12 protein-coding genes are annotated in these 15,990 nt (G+C 38.4%); all 12 read left to right on the top strand.

Annotated elements, in window-relative coordinates:
• Positions 1-229 precede the first annotated feature (229 nt).
• The 12 genes from V6260_RS02815 (at position 230) to V6260_RS02760 (ending at position 15,868) form a co-directional block, all read left to right on the top strand.
• Positions 230-610 carry a hypothetical protein gene (locus V6260_RS02815; protein ID WP_182671580.1) on the top strand — a complete coding sequence of 127 codons (381 nt, stop codon included), beginning with the start codon at positions 230-232 and terminating at the stop codon, positions 608-610.
• 128 nt (positions 611-738) lie between these two features.
• Entirely contained in the window at positions 739-1,197 is a 459-nt protein-coding gene (locus tag V6260_RS02810; protein ID WP_149592244.1) for a GAF domain-containing protein, read from the top strand.
• Positions 1,197-1,475, top strand: a complete 279-nt coding sequence (locus V6260_RS02805; protein WP_149592688.1) for a hypothetical protein — start codon at positions 1,197-1,199, stop codon at positions 1,473-1,475. Before V6260_RS02810 ends, V6260_RS02805 begins: the two co-directional genes overlap by 1 nt.
• A 15-nt stretch (positions 1,476-1,490) precedes the next feature.
• On the top strand, positions 1,491-2,141 hold the full coding sequence (gene proQ / locus V6260_RS02800; protein WP_341592568.1) for an RNA chaperone ProQ: 651 nt from the start codon (positions 1,491-1,493) through the stop codon (positions 2,139-2,141).
• Positions 2,142-2,167: 26 nt separating this feature from the next.
• Entirely contained in the window at positions 2,168-4,192 is a 2,025-nt protein-coding gene (gene prc / locus V6260_RS02795; protein WP_341592567.1) for a carboxy terminal-processing peptidase, read from the top strand.
• 180 nt (positions 4,193-4,372) lie between these two features.
• Positions 4,373-5,836, top strand: coding sequence for a Na+/H+ antiporter NhaC (gene nhaC / locus V6260_RS02790; RefSeq protein WP_341592566.1), 1,464 nt, complete (start codon positions 4,373-4,375; stop codon positions 5,834-5,836).
• A gap of 47 nt (positions 5,837-5,883) precedes the next feature.
• A complete protein-coding gene (pepN, locus tag V6260_RS02785) occupies positions 5,884-8,478 on the top strand; it encodes an aminopeptidase N (RefSeq protein ID WP_341592565.1) in 2,595 nt (864 codons plus the stop codon).
• The gene (locus tag V6260_RS02780) at positions 8,479-8,700 is read left to right on the top strand and encodes a DUF2835 domain-containing protein (protein ID WP_341592564.1); all 222 of its coding nucleotides are present in this window, start codon (positions 8,479-8,481) and stop codon (positions 8,698-8,700) included.
• Between the two features lie 251 nt (positions 8,701-8,951).
• Positions 8,952-11,051: a DUF1302 domain-containing protein gene (locus V6260_RS02775; RefSeq protein ID WP_341592563.1), complete on the top strand. Its 2,100-nt coding sequence runs from the start codon at positions 8,952-8,954 to the stop codon at positions 11,049-11,051.
• A gap of 13 nt (positions 11,052-11,064) precedes the next feature.
• Entirely contained in the window at positions 11,065-12,429 is a 1,365-nt protein-coding gene (locus V6260_RS02770) for a DUF1329 domain-containing protein (RefSeq protein WP_341592562.1), read from the top strand.
• A gap of 125 nt (positions 12,430-12,554) precedes the next feature.
• Positions 12,555-13,547, top strand: coding sequence for a WD40/YVTN/BNR-like repeat-containing protein (locus V6260_RS02765; protein WP_341592561.1), 993 nt, complete (start codon positions 12,555-12,557; stop codon positions 13,545-13,547).
• Complete coding sequence (locus V6260_RS02760) at positions 13,547-15,868, top strand: efflux RND transporter permease subunit (protein WP_341592560.1); 2,322 nt, start codon at positions 13,547-13,549, stop codon at positions 15,866-15,868. The genes V6260_RS02765 and V6260_RS02760 overlap by 1 nt, the downstream gene beginning before the upstream one ends.
• Positions 15,869-15,990 lie beyond the last annotated feature (122 nt).

Here is a 15,990-nt window from a genome sequence, read left to right as displayed (position 1 = left end):
ACCGGCATGGGTTTATAGCCCATCTAGGGTTCAAATCCCTATCTCTCCACCATATAACAAAAAAGCCCGCTAAATTAGCGGGCTTTTTTGTGCCTGTAAAATAAATAAGTGCAAATAGAAACTGTGCGTTTTGCCATCATAAATTACGACCATAGTCTCTGTTTCTAACCTTTAGATCTTGGTGCATGCTTTATACACAGAATTTAGATTTGTGTATTAAGGATTTTAAATGAAACATCAGCTAGCAAAAAGCGTAGGGCTTTCGTTATTATCGCCTATTATTGTAGGCAGTTTACTTGGTGTTTATTACTCTCTTACGCTTGAAGGCGAGTTTGTATCAATATTTCTTACCTTATTAATGACCGCTATATCAAACGCACACATAGTAGGCTTAACAATGGCTGCTTTTGTTGTGCCAGGGTACTTACTCATGTTTAAGTATTCTAAAGTTAATTATTCAGGTGTATTAACGCTTGGTTTGTTAGGCGGAGCGATATTTAGTTACTTATTAAGTGCCACAACTGGCGAGATATTTTTGATCAATAGTGTAATGTCAGCATTCGCTGCTGGGCTGTTTTTGTTTGGTCTTCGTAAAACGGCAAAAAAATAATCGCAGCATTATTAACCAAGCACGCTGATAAACGGTGCGATTTCCTTTTTTTTACCTCCAAAAGGTTCCAATTTTTCACGACAAAGAGTACCTTTAGCTACTGTATGTTTAATAAGAAGTAGTTTGGTATGCAAAAGCACGATTTTTACCAGTCATTAGTTAAGCAAACGCAATCGCTGATAGCTGGTGAATCTAATGTAATTGCCAATATGGCAAATATAAGCGCGCTGTTATTTACCTCTTTAGAAGATGTAAATTGGGCGGGTTTTTACTTTATGGATTCTCCTACTGAGTTAGTACTTGGCCCGTTTCAAGGCAATCCTGCATGCATCCGTATTCCAGTTGGAAAAGGGGTATGTGGAACTGCCGCTGCAAACGCAGAGACACAACTAATTGAAGATGTTCACGCTTTTGACGGGCATATAGCCTGCGATGCAGCGTCTAACTCTGAAGTGGTTGTACCTATCATGAAACATGGTAAAGTATTTGCAGTGCTAGACATTGATAGTCCAAGTATTGGCCGATTTGATGCTGACGATAAAGCGGGTCTAGAAGCATTAGTAAAATGCTTAGAGGCGAGCTTGTAATGAAAGATTTGCTAAATGTTCAAGACTACCTATTTGCTGTACAAGATGTTGGCGACTGGGAAGGCGATGAAGAACATGTAGCGGAAACGCTCAATGATTTGATTCATATTGCATGGGATCGTCTTCCAGATGATTCAGAATGTGAATTTATTGATGAAACAATTAATGGTATTTGGGAACACCTTCGAGGTGATATGGCTGTTATAGAAGCCGATTTCGAAGAGTTGGTCGACTGGGTAATACACTACGTCGATTCGTCCCTTGATGAAAAGATGTGAAAAATAGGTTCTAAAATGGAAACCACAAACAAGCTAAAAGATATTAATGAAGTGTTGGAATTTTTATATCAAGAATTCCCGCAATGTTTTAAACAAAAAGATGGCATCAAGCCGCTTAAAGTCGGTATTTTCAAAGATATTGCGGAGCGTATTGAAGGGTCTGAAAAAGTAAGTAAAACTCAAGTTCGTCAAGCGCTTAGAAAATACACGTCTAATTGGCGTTATTTAGAAGCTGTGACTAAGTCAGAGTTTCGTATTGATCTTGATGGCAATCAAGGTGAAAAAGTTGAGCAAGAGCATATCGACCATGCGCAAAAAGCATTGGAAGAAAGCCGCGCTAAGATGGCTAAACGCAAAAAACAACAGCGTCCACGTCAAGATTCAGATTCTAAATCTTTCAAGAAAAAACCTGCTCATGCTAGCAAAACAGGCGATAAAAACGCACCTGCAGCTAACAAATCTGCTAAGGCAGCGCCGGCTAAACGTTCAGGAAAAATTGAACCTTTACCAGCAACTGAGGTCAAGGTTAATAATAAGGTTAAGGTTAAACTTGGCCAAGCACTTGTAAATGCAGTAATAACTGAAGTGAATAAAGATGATGTTCATGTTGAGTTAGTAACAGGTATGCAAGTTAAAACCAAAGCTGACAGCTTATACATCGTTTAAGTTGTAAATAAATTAAGGAGTTGTGTATGAGTAAAAAGTTTACGCTCATTCCGTTAGTTGCTGCCCTGTTTTCAGGTTCATTATTTGCTGCTGTAGAAGCCGTCACCATTGACGATTTACCCCAGCTCAAGCAAGAGAGTCAACATGGTACTGCTAGCAAACGAGTGGCTAGCTTATTTGCTCGTTCACACTATACACCGGTTCGATTTAACGATGAGCTTTCTAGTAAAGTGTACGATCGTTATATCGAATCCCTTGATTTTAATAAAAGCGTTTTCTTAGCCAGCGATATCGCTTCTTTTGAGCAATACCGCGACGACTTTGACAACGCTTTGACTACCGGTAAATTAGGTTTTACGTTTGATATCTTCAACTTAAGTCTTAAACGCCGTTTTGAACGTTATGAATATTCACTTACTTTACTTGAAAAAGAAATGACGTTTGATAAAGAAGATGAATACTTTTTTGACCGTGAAGATTCAGCATGGCCTGTTTCACAAGCCGAGCTTGATGAAATTTGGCGTGAGCGTGTAAAATACGACGCACTGCGTTTAAAAATGACAGGTAAAGATTGGGAAGGTATTAAAGAAGTACTGACCAAACGCTACAAAAATGCAGAAAAACGTTTAGTACAATCTAATTCAGAAGATGCTTTTCAAATCGTTATGAATTCGCTAGCACGCAGTATTGAGGCGCATACGTCTTATTTATCGCCACGTCGTGCAGAGCAGTTCAAAATGGATATGGACTTAGAGCTCGAGGGCATTGGTGCCGTATTAAGTCCTGATGAAGATTACACTGTTATTCGCAGCTTAGTGCCGGGAGGCCCTGCAGATAAAACAGATCAAATTAAAGCTGATGACCGCATTATTGGTGTTGCTCAAGATGGCGAAGAGTTTGTCGATGTAATTGGCTGGCGTTTAGATGACGTAGTTGATTTAATTAAAGGTCCTAAAGGAACTAAAGTACGTCTACAGTATTTAAAAGGTGTTGATACTCACGGCGCTCCTAAAGTTGTAGAAATCACTCGCGATAAAATTCGACTTGAAGATAGAGCTGCTAAATCAGAAGTATTTGAAGCAAAATACTCTGATCTAACAAGTAAAATCGGGGTGATTGAAATTCCTGGCTTTTACAATAACCTTTCGAAAGATGTAAAAGTAGAACTTGCTAAGCTTAAAGAAGAGAAGGTCGATGGTATTATTATTGACTTGCGCCAAAATGGCGGTGGTTCTTTATATGAAGCAACACAATTGTCTGGTTTGTTTTTTGACCAAGGCCCGGTTGTTCAAATTCATACCTTAAATAATCGTATTGAAGAACAAAAAGATCGTGATGGTATAACTTACTACGACGGTCCTTTAACTGTGTTAGTTGATCGTTACAGTGCTTCTGCTTCTGAAATATTCGCAGCTGCAATGCAAGATTACGGTCGCGCTGTAATTATTGGCGAGCAAACATTTGGTAAAGGTACTGTACAGCAGCACAAAGGCTTAGGCCGTGCTTACGATTTATACGATAATGCGCTGGGTAGCGTACAGTATACTATTGCTAAGTTTTATCGTATTAACGGTGGTAGCACGCAACATAAAGGTGTGATTCCTGATATTTCGTTTCCATCAGCAATCGATCCTGCAGAGTGGGGCGAAAGTAAGCAAGATAATGCACTTCCTTGGGATAGCATTGTTAAGGCGAAATACAAAAGGTTAGGGAATTTAACGCCAGTAATTACTTATTTAGAAAAAAACCATGAGCAACGTATTAAATCTGAACCTGAGTTTAACTATGTGTTTGATGATATTGCGCGTTATAACGAAGAAAAAGATCGTAAAACTATCTCTTTAGTTGAAGCTACGCGCATTAAAGAAAAAGATGAAGGTGAGGCACGTGCACTTGTGCGCACTAACGAACGTCTTAAGCGTTTAGGAAAAGATACCGTAGATAATCTAGATGATATACCAGAAGTAATTGAAGAGCTTGACCCATTTTTAGAGGAAGCTGCTTTAATTACTCAAGATTATATTAATTATGGTCGTATAGCTAAGAAGTAACAACTGGTTTTACCTCTATAAAAAAGGCGCTAAAGCGCCTTTTTTACTACCTATAATATACTAAATTGTTATAATCTCTGATTACATAAAGTTGAGCTACATCAATAGTCCTCAATTAATGCGCTTTACGTGCAAGAAAATAATAATTAAAGACACATTAAGTGTGTAGGAGTCTCTATTTTGAAGCCATTGGAAGATAAACCAATCAAGCCAGCCTCGTTTTTTGATGCACTAATCCCCATCTCTGTATTAATCTGCTTACTCGGTGCCGCTGTATATTTATTTGGTGATAACTCATCATCAGGCCCTAACCAAATTGCACTTTTATTTGCTACGTTTGCAGCCGCTTTAATTGGCCTAAAAAATGGTTATACCTGGAAAAAACTTGAGCAAGCAATGATTGAGGGGATCACTCTTTCACTTGGCGCAATTTTAATATTATTGATGGTGGGTGCTTTGATTGGTACTTGGTTACTTTCGGGCACGGTACCCACTTTAATTTATTATGGCTTACAAGTTATAAACCCTAGCTGGTTTTATGCAGCGAGCTGTTTAATTTGTGGCATTGTAGCAATGAGTATTGGTAGTTCTTGGACTACTGCCGCTACTATAGGTGTTGCTTTATTAGGTGTTGCTACGGGTCTTGGGCTTGAGCAAACAGTTACGGCAGGTGCAGTTATATCGGGTGCATACTTTGGTGATAAGCTAAGCCCGCTGTCAGAAACTACTAATTTAGCCCCAGCAGTAGTTGGTGCTGATTTATTTGAGCATATTCAACATATGTTATGGACTACAGTGCCGAGCTTTGTAATTGCATTGATTATATTTATATTTATGGGTTTCAATGCAACAGCTTCAAGCGAAGCTGGACGTATAGATGAAATAACAGCTATTTTACAGCAAAACTTTAATATAGGTTTTGAAATGCTCATTCCGTTAATTGTACTTTTAGTGTTGGCAATTAGAAAAATGCCCGCTTTTCCAGCTATTTCTATCGGTGCAGTTGTGGGCGCTGTTTGGGCTATGTTGTTTCAATCTGATTTAATTGCTAGCCAAATTGATGTATCTCAAGGCCAGTTAGTTGGTTATTTTAAACTTGTATGGACTACGTTCTTTGATGGTTTTAGCATAGGTACAGGCGATGACAAAATGGACTCCTTACTTAGTGGTGGCGGTATGTCTGGAATGCTTACAACTACATGGCTGATTATGACTGCGCTGATGTTTGGTGCCATTATGGAAAAAACAGGTCTTTTGGATATTTTTGTAAAAAGCATACTTAAAATAGCTAAAAGTACGGGGTCGTTAATTGCGGCGACAATAGCAACGTGTATAGGAACTAACGTAATAGCGGCCGATCAATATATAGCGATTGTTGTACCTGGACGTATGTTTAAAGATGAATATGAAAAACGTGGTTTGAAGCCTGTTAACTTATCTCGTACATTGGAAGATGGCGGTACAATTACTAGCCCACTAATTCCATGGAATACGTGTGGCGCATACATGCAAAGCGTTTTACTTATAAACCCTTTTGATTATGCACTCTACGCTTTCTTTAACTTAATTAACCCTGTTTTAGCGGTTGTTTATGCCTACTTAGGCATTAAAATTTTACGTATTAAGCCAAAACAATCTGCCTAATTTTAAGCAGCTCCTTTAAACTTAAAAGGAGCTGCTTTGGAGTATCTATGACTGAATCAAGTAAACCTCAAGCACAATACCTTAAAGACTATAAAGCTCCTGACTTTCTAATTGACCACACAGAGCTAACATTTGACTTACAGCCTTTATCAACCAAAGTAAGCTCTTTACTAACACTTACCCGTGTTGGTGATAAAAAAGTACCTTTAGTGCTTGATGGTATAGATTTGCGTTTACTGTCTTTATCTATTGATACAGTTGAGATAACGGATTATGAAATTGTTGGTGAGCAGCTAATAATTAATAACCTACCGGATAGTTGCCAATTAAGTATTGTTACCGAGATATCACCTGAGACGAATACTTCTTTAGAAGGTTTGTATTTATCTGGCGGTGCGTATTGCACACAGTGCGAAGCGCAGGGATTTAGAAAAATCACCTATTACATGGATCGCCCTGACGTACTTGCCACGTTTGATGTAACTATCATTGCTGATAAAAAGTATCTACAACTTCTTTCTAATGGTAATCAAGTAGATAGCGGTGAAACACAAGATGGTCGTCATTTTGTGAAATGGCAAGACCCATTTAAAAAGCCGAGCTATTTATTTGCACTTGTAGCGGGCGATTTTGATGTTTTACAAGATACGTACACGACTAAAAGCGGTAAAGACGTAGAGTTAGCATTATTTGTTGATAAGGGTAATTTATCTAAAACACCCCATGCTATTGGTTCACTTAAAAAAGCGATGCAATGGGATGAAGAACGCTTTAATTTAGAGTATGACCTTGATATCTATATGATTGTAGCCGTCGATTTTTTCAACATGGGCGCAATGGAAAATAAAGGGCTAAACGTTTTTAATAGTAAATGTGTATTAGCCAATCAAGAAACAGCCACAGACAAAGACTACCATACGATTGAATCCATTGTAGGGCACGAATACTTTCATAACTGGACGGGCAATCGTGTAACGTGCCGAGATTGGTTTCAGTTATCGCTAAAAGAAGGGCTAACCGTATTTAGAGACCAAGAGTTTAGTAGTGATTTAGGTTCTCGTGCACTTAACCGAATTGATGCTGTTAAAGTAATGCGTACGCATCAGTTTAGCGAAGATGCAGGTCCTATGGCGCATCCAATTCGTCCTGAAAAAGTTATTGAGATGAATAACTTTTATACTGTAACAGTATACGATAAAGGTGCTGAAGTTATCCGCATGATGCACACGTTACTAGGTGAAACTAATTTTCAAAAAGGGATGACACTTTACTTTGAGCGCCACGATGGGCAAGCAGTAACATGTGATGACTTTGTCAGTGCAATGAGTGATGCATCAGGTGTTAATTTGGAACAATTTAAGCTTTGGTACAGTCAATCTGGAACTCCCCGATTAAATGCAGAGCAAAGCTTTGATAGCGCCACAAATACATACTCGTTAACAATAGAGCAGTGTGCACCTAGCAATCAGCCTGAAAATAAGCCTCTGCATATTCCTTTTGCCATTGAGCTTTTAGATGCCAATGGACAAAGTATTGAGCTTGAGTACAAAGAGGAAAAGCAAGATCACGTACTCAATGTTACAAGTAAAATTCAAACGTTCTGCTTTGACAACATAACCACTAAGCCCGTTGCCGTTTTACTTGAGGACTTTTCTGCGCCTTGTATTTTGACTCAACAAACTACAGAGACCGAGCTGCTGCATATAATGCACTATGCTCGCAGCGACTTTTCTCGCTGGGATGCACAGCAACAACTGTTTATTAAAGCTGTGAAATCGCAAATTACTAATGCAAGCAATAGTGCCCTTAGTGCTGATATAATAAATGCACTTCGCGTTCTTATTAATGCTAAAGAAGGCGATTTAGCGCTAATTGCTGAATTACTTAAAATACCAAGCTTTGACACATTAGCTGCCGAATTTGATGTAATTCCTGTTGATGAAATAATTAAAATTACGCATAAGTTTGAGCTGCAAATTGCAGAAGAGCTAAGTGATGACTTTGTTAGTTGCTACGAGTCACTCGAAGATGACGGTAGCGTAAGCGCAAAGGCTGTTGCAAACCGTGCTTTAAAACAATTATGTTTGCATTACCTTGCTAAAACACAAAAAGCTGAAGCTATTACATTTATTAATGAAGCTGCTAATTCAAATAATATGACCAATGTACTAAGCGCATTGAGTGCTGCTGTAAAAGCGTCAAATCCAATTCAGAATACCCTTTTAAGTCATTTTGATAGCCAATGGCGCCATGACGTATTAGTTATGGATAAATGGTTCGCGCTTCAAGCTATGCAGTCGGGCAGTGATGCGATAGATAATATTAAAGCATTGTATGAACACCCATGTTTTGATTTTTCAAACCCAAACCGCGTACGTGCACTTGTTGGTAGCTTTAGTCATTTTAATATTGCGCAATTTCATCGAGCAGATGGCAAAGGGTATGAGCTATTAGGTGATTTATTGATAAAGCTTAATGCTATTAATCCGCAAAATGCATCAAGAATGCTAACACCATTTATGTCGTGGAAGCGCTATGATGAGGCACGCTCTCAAGTGATGAGGCAACAGTTACAACGCTTAGCCGACCTTGAAGGACTAAGTGACGATCTTTATGAAAAGGTAGAAAAAGCGCTCGCATAAATGACTGAGTATTATTTTAATATTAGATTGAGCTATAACGAATGCATGGATTACTACCATGGTCGTTATAGTTCATTACAAGTAGTTGAAGATAGCGGCAAGACAATTCGTTTTGCTGCTACTCATTTAAGGCCTTTTATATCAAGTATAGGAATACGTGGCCGTTTTAGACTTTTACTTACCCCCGAGAATAAATTTATCCGCTTAGAGCGAGTGGCTTAACCCTCGTTTTTTATGTTATAAAACAATATAAATATTATCTTTTTGTTAATTTCAATTTGTTCTATTGTTAATTTACGTGTATAAATTGTCTGGTATGACGTCTTACCAATACGTAAACGTCAGCTAAGAAAAAACTTATGACTGATCGAATGTGACTATTTGTAATTTCACTAATTCACTTCTATCGTTACGATTACACTAAAAACAATAACTTGATCACACAAAATGACCCGCGACAGGGGGGAACCACAATGATAAGAAGATCGCTTTTTGTTAAAAACAAAATCGCTATAGGTTTAGCAGCCGCTAGTTTAGGTTTATCTACAGCAAGTACTCAAGCTGTAACATTTGAAGCTGGAGGTTTTGACATTACCTTCGATTCAACCTTCTCATACGGGCAAAGTATCCGCGTAGAAGATAGAGACTTTAGCCTAATTGGCAAAAGTAATAACCCAGCATTCAATTGGGCAGGTTATAACCCTGCGCTAAACAACACTATCTATTCATCTCAGGATGTATGGGCTCAACCAGGGTCTTATTCAAATAATGGTGATGCTGGTAATTTAAATTTTGACAGCGGAGATTCATTTTCAAAATTATTGAAAGGTACACACGATCTATCAATAAATAAAGATAATTATGGGTTATTTACCCGCTTCATGTATTTCTACGATTTTGCATTAATGGATGGTTATCACGCTTATTCAAATCCAACATCAGGGCAAGGAGTTGACCCGTGTGAGGATAAAGATACTAAAGCGCAAAGCTGTACCGACATTCGTTTATTAGATGCATTTGTATGGGCTGACTTTGATTTAAACGATGGTAATAACCCCTTATCTGTTCGTTTAGGTCAACAAGTAGTTAACTGGGGGGAGAGTACACTTATATCTCATGGCATTAACGTAAACCCTGTTGATATAGATCGCTTAAAAGCACCTGGTGCTGAACTTAAAGAAGCATTTATACCTGTAGGTATGCTTTGGGCATCGCTCGGTATTACTGAGAACATTACGCTTGAAGGCTTTTATCAATATCAATGGCATGAAACGCGTTTACCCGCAGCTGGAACATATTTTTCTACGAATGACTTTGCAGCAGAAAATGGTTATCAGCAGAATGTTCAATTAGGTTTTACGTCAAACCCGGATATTGATGTTGCTTTTTTAACAGATAGTTTGAATAACTTAACATCTGACTTTGCATTAGCCGCTGCTGCACAAGGTATTGATCCTTCAAGTGCAGAAGGAAGTGCTTTATTAGCTCAAATGTATCTTGCATACCCAACTAAGGTTGCTTTAAAAGGTAAAGGGGATAATGGTAAAACAGAGCCTAAAGATGGCGGTCAGTATGGTTTACGTTTAGGTGTATTTTTACCTGAATTTAATGATACAGAAATTGCCCTTTATCACGTGAATTACCATAGCCGTCGTCCGCTAATATCCGGTCGCGTATCAAACTTTTCGCAAGCAGCAATTGCCCAAGATTTAGCGATGATCATGACAACAGAAATCACGTCAGATAATGTTGCTGATTTAAAAGCTTTTTCTAAAGCTGAAAATGACTATCCTGAAGATATTAAGCTATATGGTTTAAGTTTTAATACGACTATTGGTGAAACAGCCTTTGCGGGTGAGTTTGCGTTTCGCCAAGATGAACCACTGCAAATTGATGACGTAGAGTTACTTTATACAGCTATGCCTGAGCAGTTAGCACTTGCAGGTCTTCGTCCTGATTTTGCAGGTATTTCGCAAATGAGTTTTGGCGATGATATTAGTTCTGTTGGTGCGGGTGAAGTTGCTCAAGGTTATATTGAACGTGATACATCACAAATTCAATTCACGGCGACTCATTTATTTGGACCTTCATTAGGTGCTGATAGTTGGGCTGTTGTTGGTGAAGTGGGTGCTGTAAAAATTCATAACATGCCAGAATATGACGAAATGCGTTTAAATGTATCTGGTACAGGCCGTAGTGGCACAATTACAGGCCCAGGTACTACTGATTATTCAACATTGCAACTTGGTTTATCAAATGGCGCTGAAGAAAAATCATTCGCCACAGCATCTTCTTGGGGTTACCGCCTAATTGCTAAAGGTGATTATTTTAACCTTTACAAAGGTATTAACTTCTCTCCACGTTTTGTATTTTCTCATGACGTAAATGGTAATACACCAGATCCTATGTTCTTATTTATTGAAGACCGTAAATCTTTGGGTGCAACTATGAACTTTAACTACCAAAATGCGTGGTCACTTGATGTGAGCTATAACTCGTTTTGGGGCGGTGGCGGTATTAATACTTTCTCAGACCGCGATTATGTTTCTTTTAACTTAAAATATTCTATTTAGGGGTAACATTACTATGATTATAAAACCTACCCTCATAGCTACAGCTTTTTGTAGCTTGTTTGCAAGCAGTGCTGCTTTAGCTAAATTAAGCGCTGATGAAGTTGCTCAATTAGGTCAAAACTTAACGCCACTGGGTGCTGAAAAAGCAGCTAATGCTGATGGCTCTATTCCAGCGTGGAATAATGGTATTACAACAGTGCCAAAAGGCTATGAGCCTGGCATGCATCATCTTGACCCATTTGCCACTGATAAAGTGCTTTTCACTATTGATAAAACTAATATTGATAAATACAAAGCAAACTTAAGCCCGGGACAAATTGCGTTATTTGAAGCGTACCCAGATACATTTAAAATGCCAGTATACGAAACACGCCGCTCAGCTTCATACCCTCAGTTTGTATATGATGCGACTAAAAAGTTTGCCGCTACAGCTGAGTTAGTTGAAGGCGGTAACGGTATTAAAAATACGGCGATTGGTATTCCTTTCCCTATTCCTAAAAGCGGTTTAGAGGCTATTTGGAATCACTTATTACGTTACCGCGGCCAGTCTATTGAGCGTTTTGGTGGTCAAGCTGCACCGACTGCATCTGGTTCTTATAATTATGTTGGCTTTGATGAGCAGCTATTAGTTAAATACTCAGATCCTAGTGCAACACCAGCAGAGCTACAAGACTCAAACATTTTGTTTAAGTTTAAACAAAGTGTTACAGAGCCTGCACGTTTAGCGGGTACTGCATTATTAGTCCATGAAACGATGGACCAAATATTAACGCCTCGCCAAGCGTGGACTTATAACTCAGGACAACGTCGCGTTCGTCGTGCGCCTAATGTTGCATATGATGCACCAGGCACTGCTGCGGATAGTTTACGTACTACTGATGATTTTGATATGTTCAATGGTTCACCTAATCGCTATAACTGGACATTAAAAGGTAAAAAAGAATTATACATACCTTACAACAGCTATAAGCTTCATAGTGATAAGTTAGAATACGATGATATTTTAATGCCTGGGCATATTAATCCAGAACACACACGTTATGAAAAACACCGTGTTTGGGTTGTCGAAGCTAACTTAAAAGAAGATACACGCCATATTTATAAAAAACGAGTGTTCTACATTGATGAAGATAGCTGGCAAGTACAGGTTACTGATATTTATGATAACCGCGATCAACTTTACCGTGTAGCAATGGCTTATGGCCTTAATTACTACGAAGTACCTACACAATGGAGTACGCTTGAGGTCTATCATGATTTGAATTCTCGTCGCTATTTAGCAATTGGTTTAGATAACCAAGAAAAAATGTACGATTTTTCACAGTCGTTCAACGACAACGAATTTACTTCAAGCGCTTTACGTCGCGCAGGTAGATAGTATTAAACTAGGCACTTAACTATATGTTAAGTGCCTTTTCCTTTCTCATCGCGTTTGTCTTACAGCGCGCAGCGCACTCCCTAGTAAAAGACAAACAACTCTCTGGTACAAGGCGATTAAAATTTATGAAGTATTTGGTATATGCCAGCCTGATAATAAGCTGTGCGAGTCTTGCACAAGAAGCCCCTAGCTATGCAATCAGTGCAACAAATGCAGCTAAAACCTTACTCACTGATATAATTAAAACGGATAATGGCTTAATTGCTGTTGGTAAACACGGTACTGTTATTAAAAGTATATCGGGCGATATCTGGCACCAAGCTGAAACAGTCCCAACTCAAGTGCTCTTAACTGCCGTTGATTTTAGTAATGAAAATAATGGATGGGCGTGTGGCCACGATGCCACAATTATTAATACTAACGACGCTGGCGTTAATTGGCAGTTACAACAAGCATTACCTGAATTAGACAAACCATGTTTAGATATTCTTTTTGAGAATGATCTAAAAGGTTTTGCGGTAGGCGCATATGGCATGTTTTATCAAACTACTGACGGTGGTAAACATTGGCAAAAACGCTTTTTAGATTCGCTACTCTTTAGTGATGATCGTGATTACTTAAACGATTTAAAAGAAAACGACCCAGAAGGGTATGAAGCCGAAACAGCTTCAATTTTACCGCACTTTAATCGTATAGAAAAAACAGACAATGGATTAATGTTAGTTGGTGAAATGGGTTTAATGGCCAGAAGCATCGACAATGGCGAAACTTGGCAAAGGATAGAAGAAGTTTACCCCGGTTCATTCTTTGCAATTGCATCAGATAGTACTCAAGAAATTGTGGCGGGGCTGCGAGGTAATGTTTTTGCAAAGCAAAGTGGCGAACAGCAGTGGCGTCATTTCGATAATATTAAAACAGCGACGATTAACAACATCATTAATTATAATAAACAATGGCTCATGCTCGCTAATAGTGGCGTTATTTTTCATCTTCAAGATGGGTTACTCACCCATGAGCAGCTTGCTGACGGTAAAGCTATTCTTGATGGTGTAATTTTAGATAACAGATTGATCATGGCTACAGAAGATGGCATTAAAGTGAAGGAGTTAACCCCTTAATGCATAAGTTACTCGATTTTATTGAAAAGGCGATTTTTAGGCATCGTCTAATTATGCTTATAAGTTTTGCACTTATAACCTGTTTACTTGTATTTAAAGCGACTCAAATTCAACTTGATGCATCGTTTAATAAAAATATCCCGTTAAATCATGATTATATGAAGGTATACACTAAGCATGAAAAGCAGTTTGGTGGTGCAAACAGTATTTTAATTTCGGTATGTGACGACAGCGGAGATATATTTAATCCAGAGTTTTTTACTCAATTAAAAGCGGTTCACGATCAGCTTTATTTTATTCCTGGTGTAAATCGTCCTTTAGTGAATTCTATATTTTCACCTAGTGCTCGTTTTGTTGAAGTAGTAGAGGATGGCTTTGCCGGTGGTCCTATTATTCCTGCAAACTTTAAAGCAGATACGCGTGGATTAAGTGTAGTAAAGGAAAACATTGAAAAAGCAAAAGTTGTAGGGCGTATGATTGCCAGCGATTACTCGTGTGCAATGGTAACGGCTCAACTTTTAGAAACAGATCCTCAAACACAACAAAAATTAGACACCTTAGCTTTTGCACAAAAGTTGGAAACTGATTTAAGAGAGCCTTTAAGTACAGACAAAGTAAGTATTCATATCATTGGCTTTGCAAAAATGGCAGGTGATATAGCTGAAGGCGCTAAAGGGGTGGTCATATTTTTTGCTATTGCTATCGCCTTTACCTTTATTATGGTTTGGCTATTTTGTGGCAGTTTAAAGCTAACTATTTTGCCTATCGCGTGTTCTATTATTGCTGTTATTTGGCAATTAGGCCTGCTTTCAAGTTTAGGTTTTGGTCTTGACCCTATGTCTATTTTGGTGCCTTTTTTAGTCTTTGCTATTGGTGTAAGCCATGGGGTGCAGATGATAAACGCGATTGGTAAAAAAGTGGGTGAAGGAAAAACTACGCGTGTTTGCTGTCAATCAAGCTTTAGAGCTTTATTAATACCAGGTGGTATTGCACTGCTTTCAGACACCGTAGGCTTTTTAACATTACTTACTATTGATATTGGTATTATCCGCGAACTTGCTATTACAGCGAGTTTAGGTGTGGCAGTAATTATATTTACAAATTTAATTTTGCTGCCAGTTTGGGCTTCGTACATGAACTTTGAAAACAGTGTACATATTCAATCTGGCGATGCTGAGAAGCCTAATATACTTGATAAGATCAGAGACATTTTAGTAAAAGCAACCGATCCTAAAATCGCTAAAATGATTATCGGATTTACCCTTGTTTTATTTGCTCTAGGCTACTGGCAAGCAGATAAAATGCGTATAGGTGACTTACATGCAGGCGCGCCATCCCTGCATCAAGATGCCAGTTATAACCAAGACACGTTTTTAATATCGGATAAGTACACTATCTCGTCTGATATTTTAAAAGTAATTGTAGAAGCGTATCCTGCAGCATGTACTGAGCATGATGTGATGGAGCGTATAAGCCGTTTTCAATACAAAGTTGAGAATGTGGCCGGTGTGCAGTCTGCTGTAAGTTTGAGCTCTGTAGCTCAATCGGTGAACGCAGGGTACAACGAAGGCAATTTAAAATGGCAAAGTCTGCCGCGTAATTCTGCAAGCTTAGTGCAATCAACAGCGCGAGTAGAAACCAGCACTGGGCTTTTAAATGGTGATTGTTCTGTTATGCCTGTGATTATATTCTTAGATGATCATAAAGCACAAACTATCGATACCGTAATTAAGAGTGTTAAGCAATTTGCCCAAGAAGAGGGCACTGAAAAACTTGCATTTAAATTAGCATCTGGCCCTGTGGGTGTAATGGCAGCTACTAATGAGTCTGTATCAGAAGCACAAATACCAATGATGCTTTACGTTTATGGTGCCGTTATTATTTTATGCTTAATCAGCTTCAGAAGCGTAAAAGCAACAATAGCCGTGGTATTACCGCTATATATTGTATCAACCTTTGCCCAAGCACTTATGGTACAGCTGGAAATAGGTCTAACTGTTTCTACTTTACCTGTAATTGCATTAGGTGTAGGTATTGGTGTTGATTATGGTATTTATATACTGTCGTCGATGATGGGGCAGCTTAAACAAAATGTACCACTGAGTGTTGCTTATCGTAATGCGCTTGTTGAACGAGGCAGTGCAGTATTATTTACTGGGATTACATTGGCCATTGGTGTAAGTACTTGGATATTTTCTGATCTTAAATTCCAAGTTGATATGGGTATACTGCTTACCTTCATGTTTTTAGTAAATATGTTAGGTGCAGTACTATTATTACCAGCAATTGGTAGTTTTCTCTGGACCGACCAGAAAAAATAATATGAATAATTTTGCTCCTAAATGGCCAGTAATGGCCATTTATATCTATATTTTGTGAATAGATGACCAAATAGCTGAAATGCTTAAAATGTTTTCATCGAAAAGGCTGTTTATTAGCTGTA

This window comes from Pseudoalteromonas aliena (genome assembly GCF_038155085.1).
Lineage (GTDB): Bacteria > Pseudomonadota > Gammaproteobacteria > Enterobacterales > Alteromonadaceae > Pseudoalteromonas > Pseudoalteromonas aliena_A.
The sequence above is the reverse complement of the archived record's forward strand: the minus strand, read 5'-3'. Positions and strand labels throughout refer to the sequence as shown.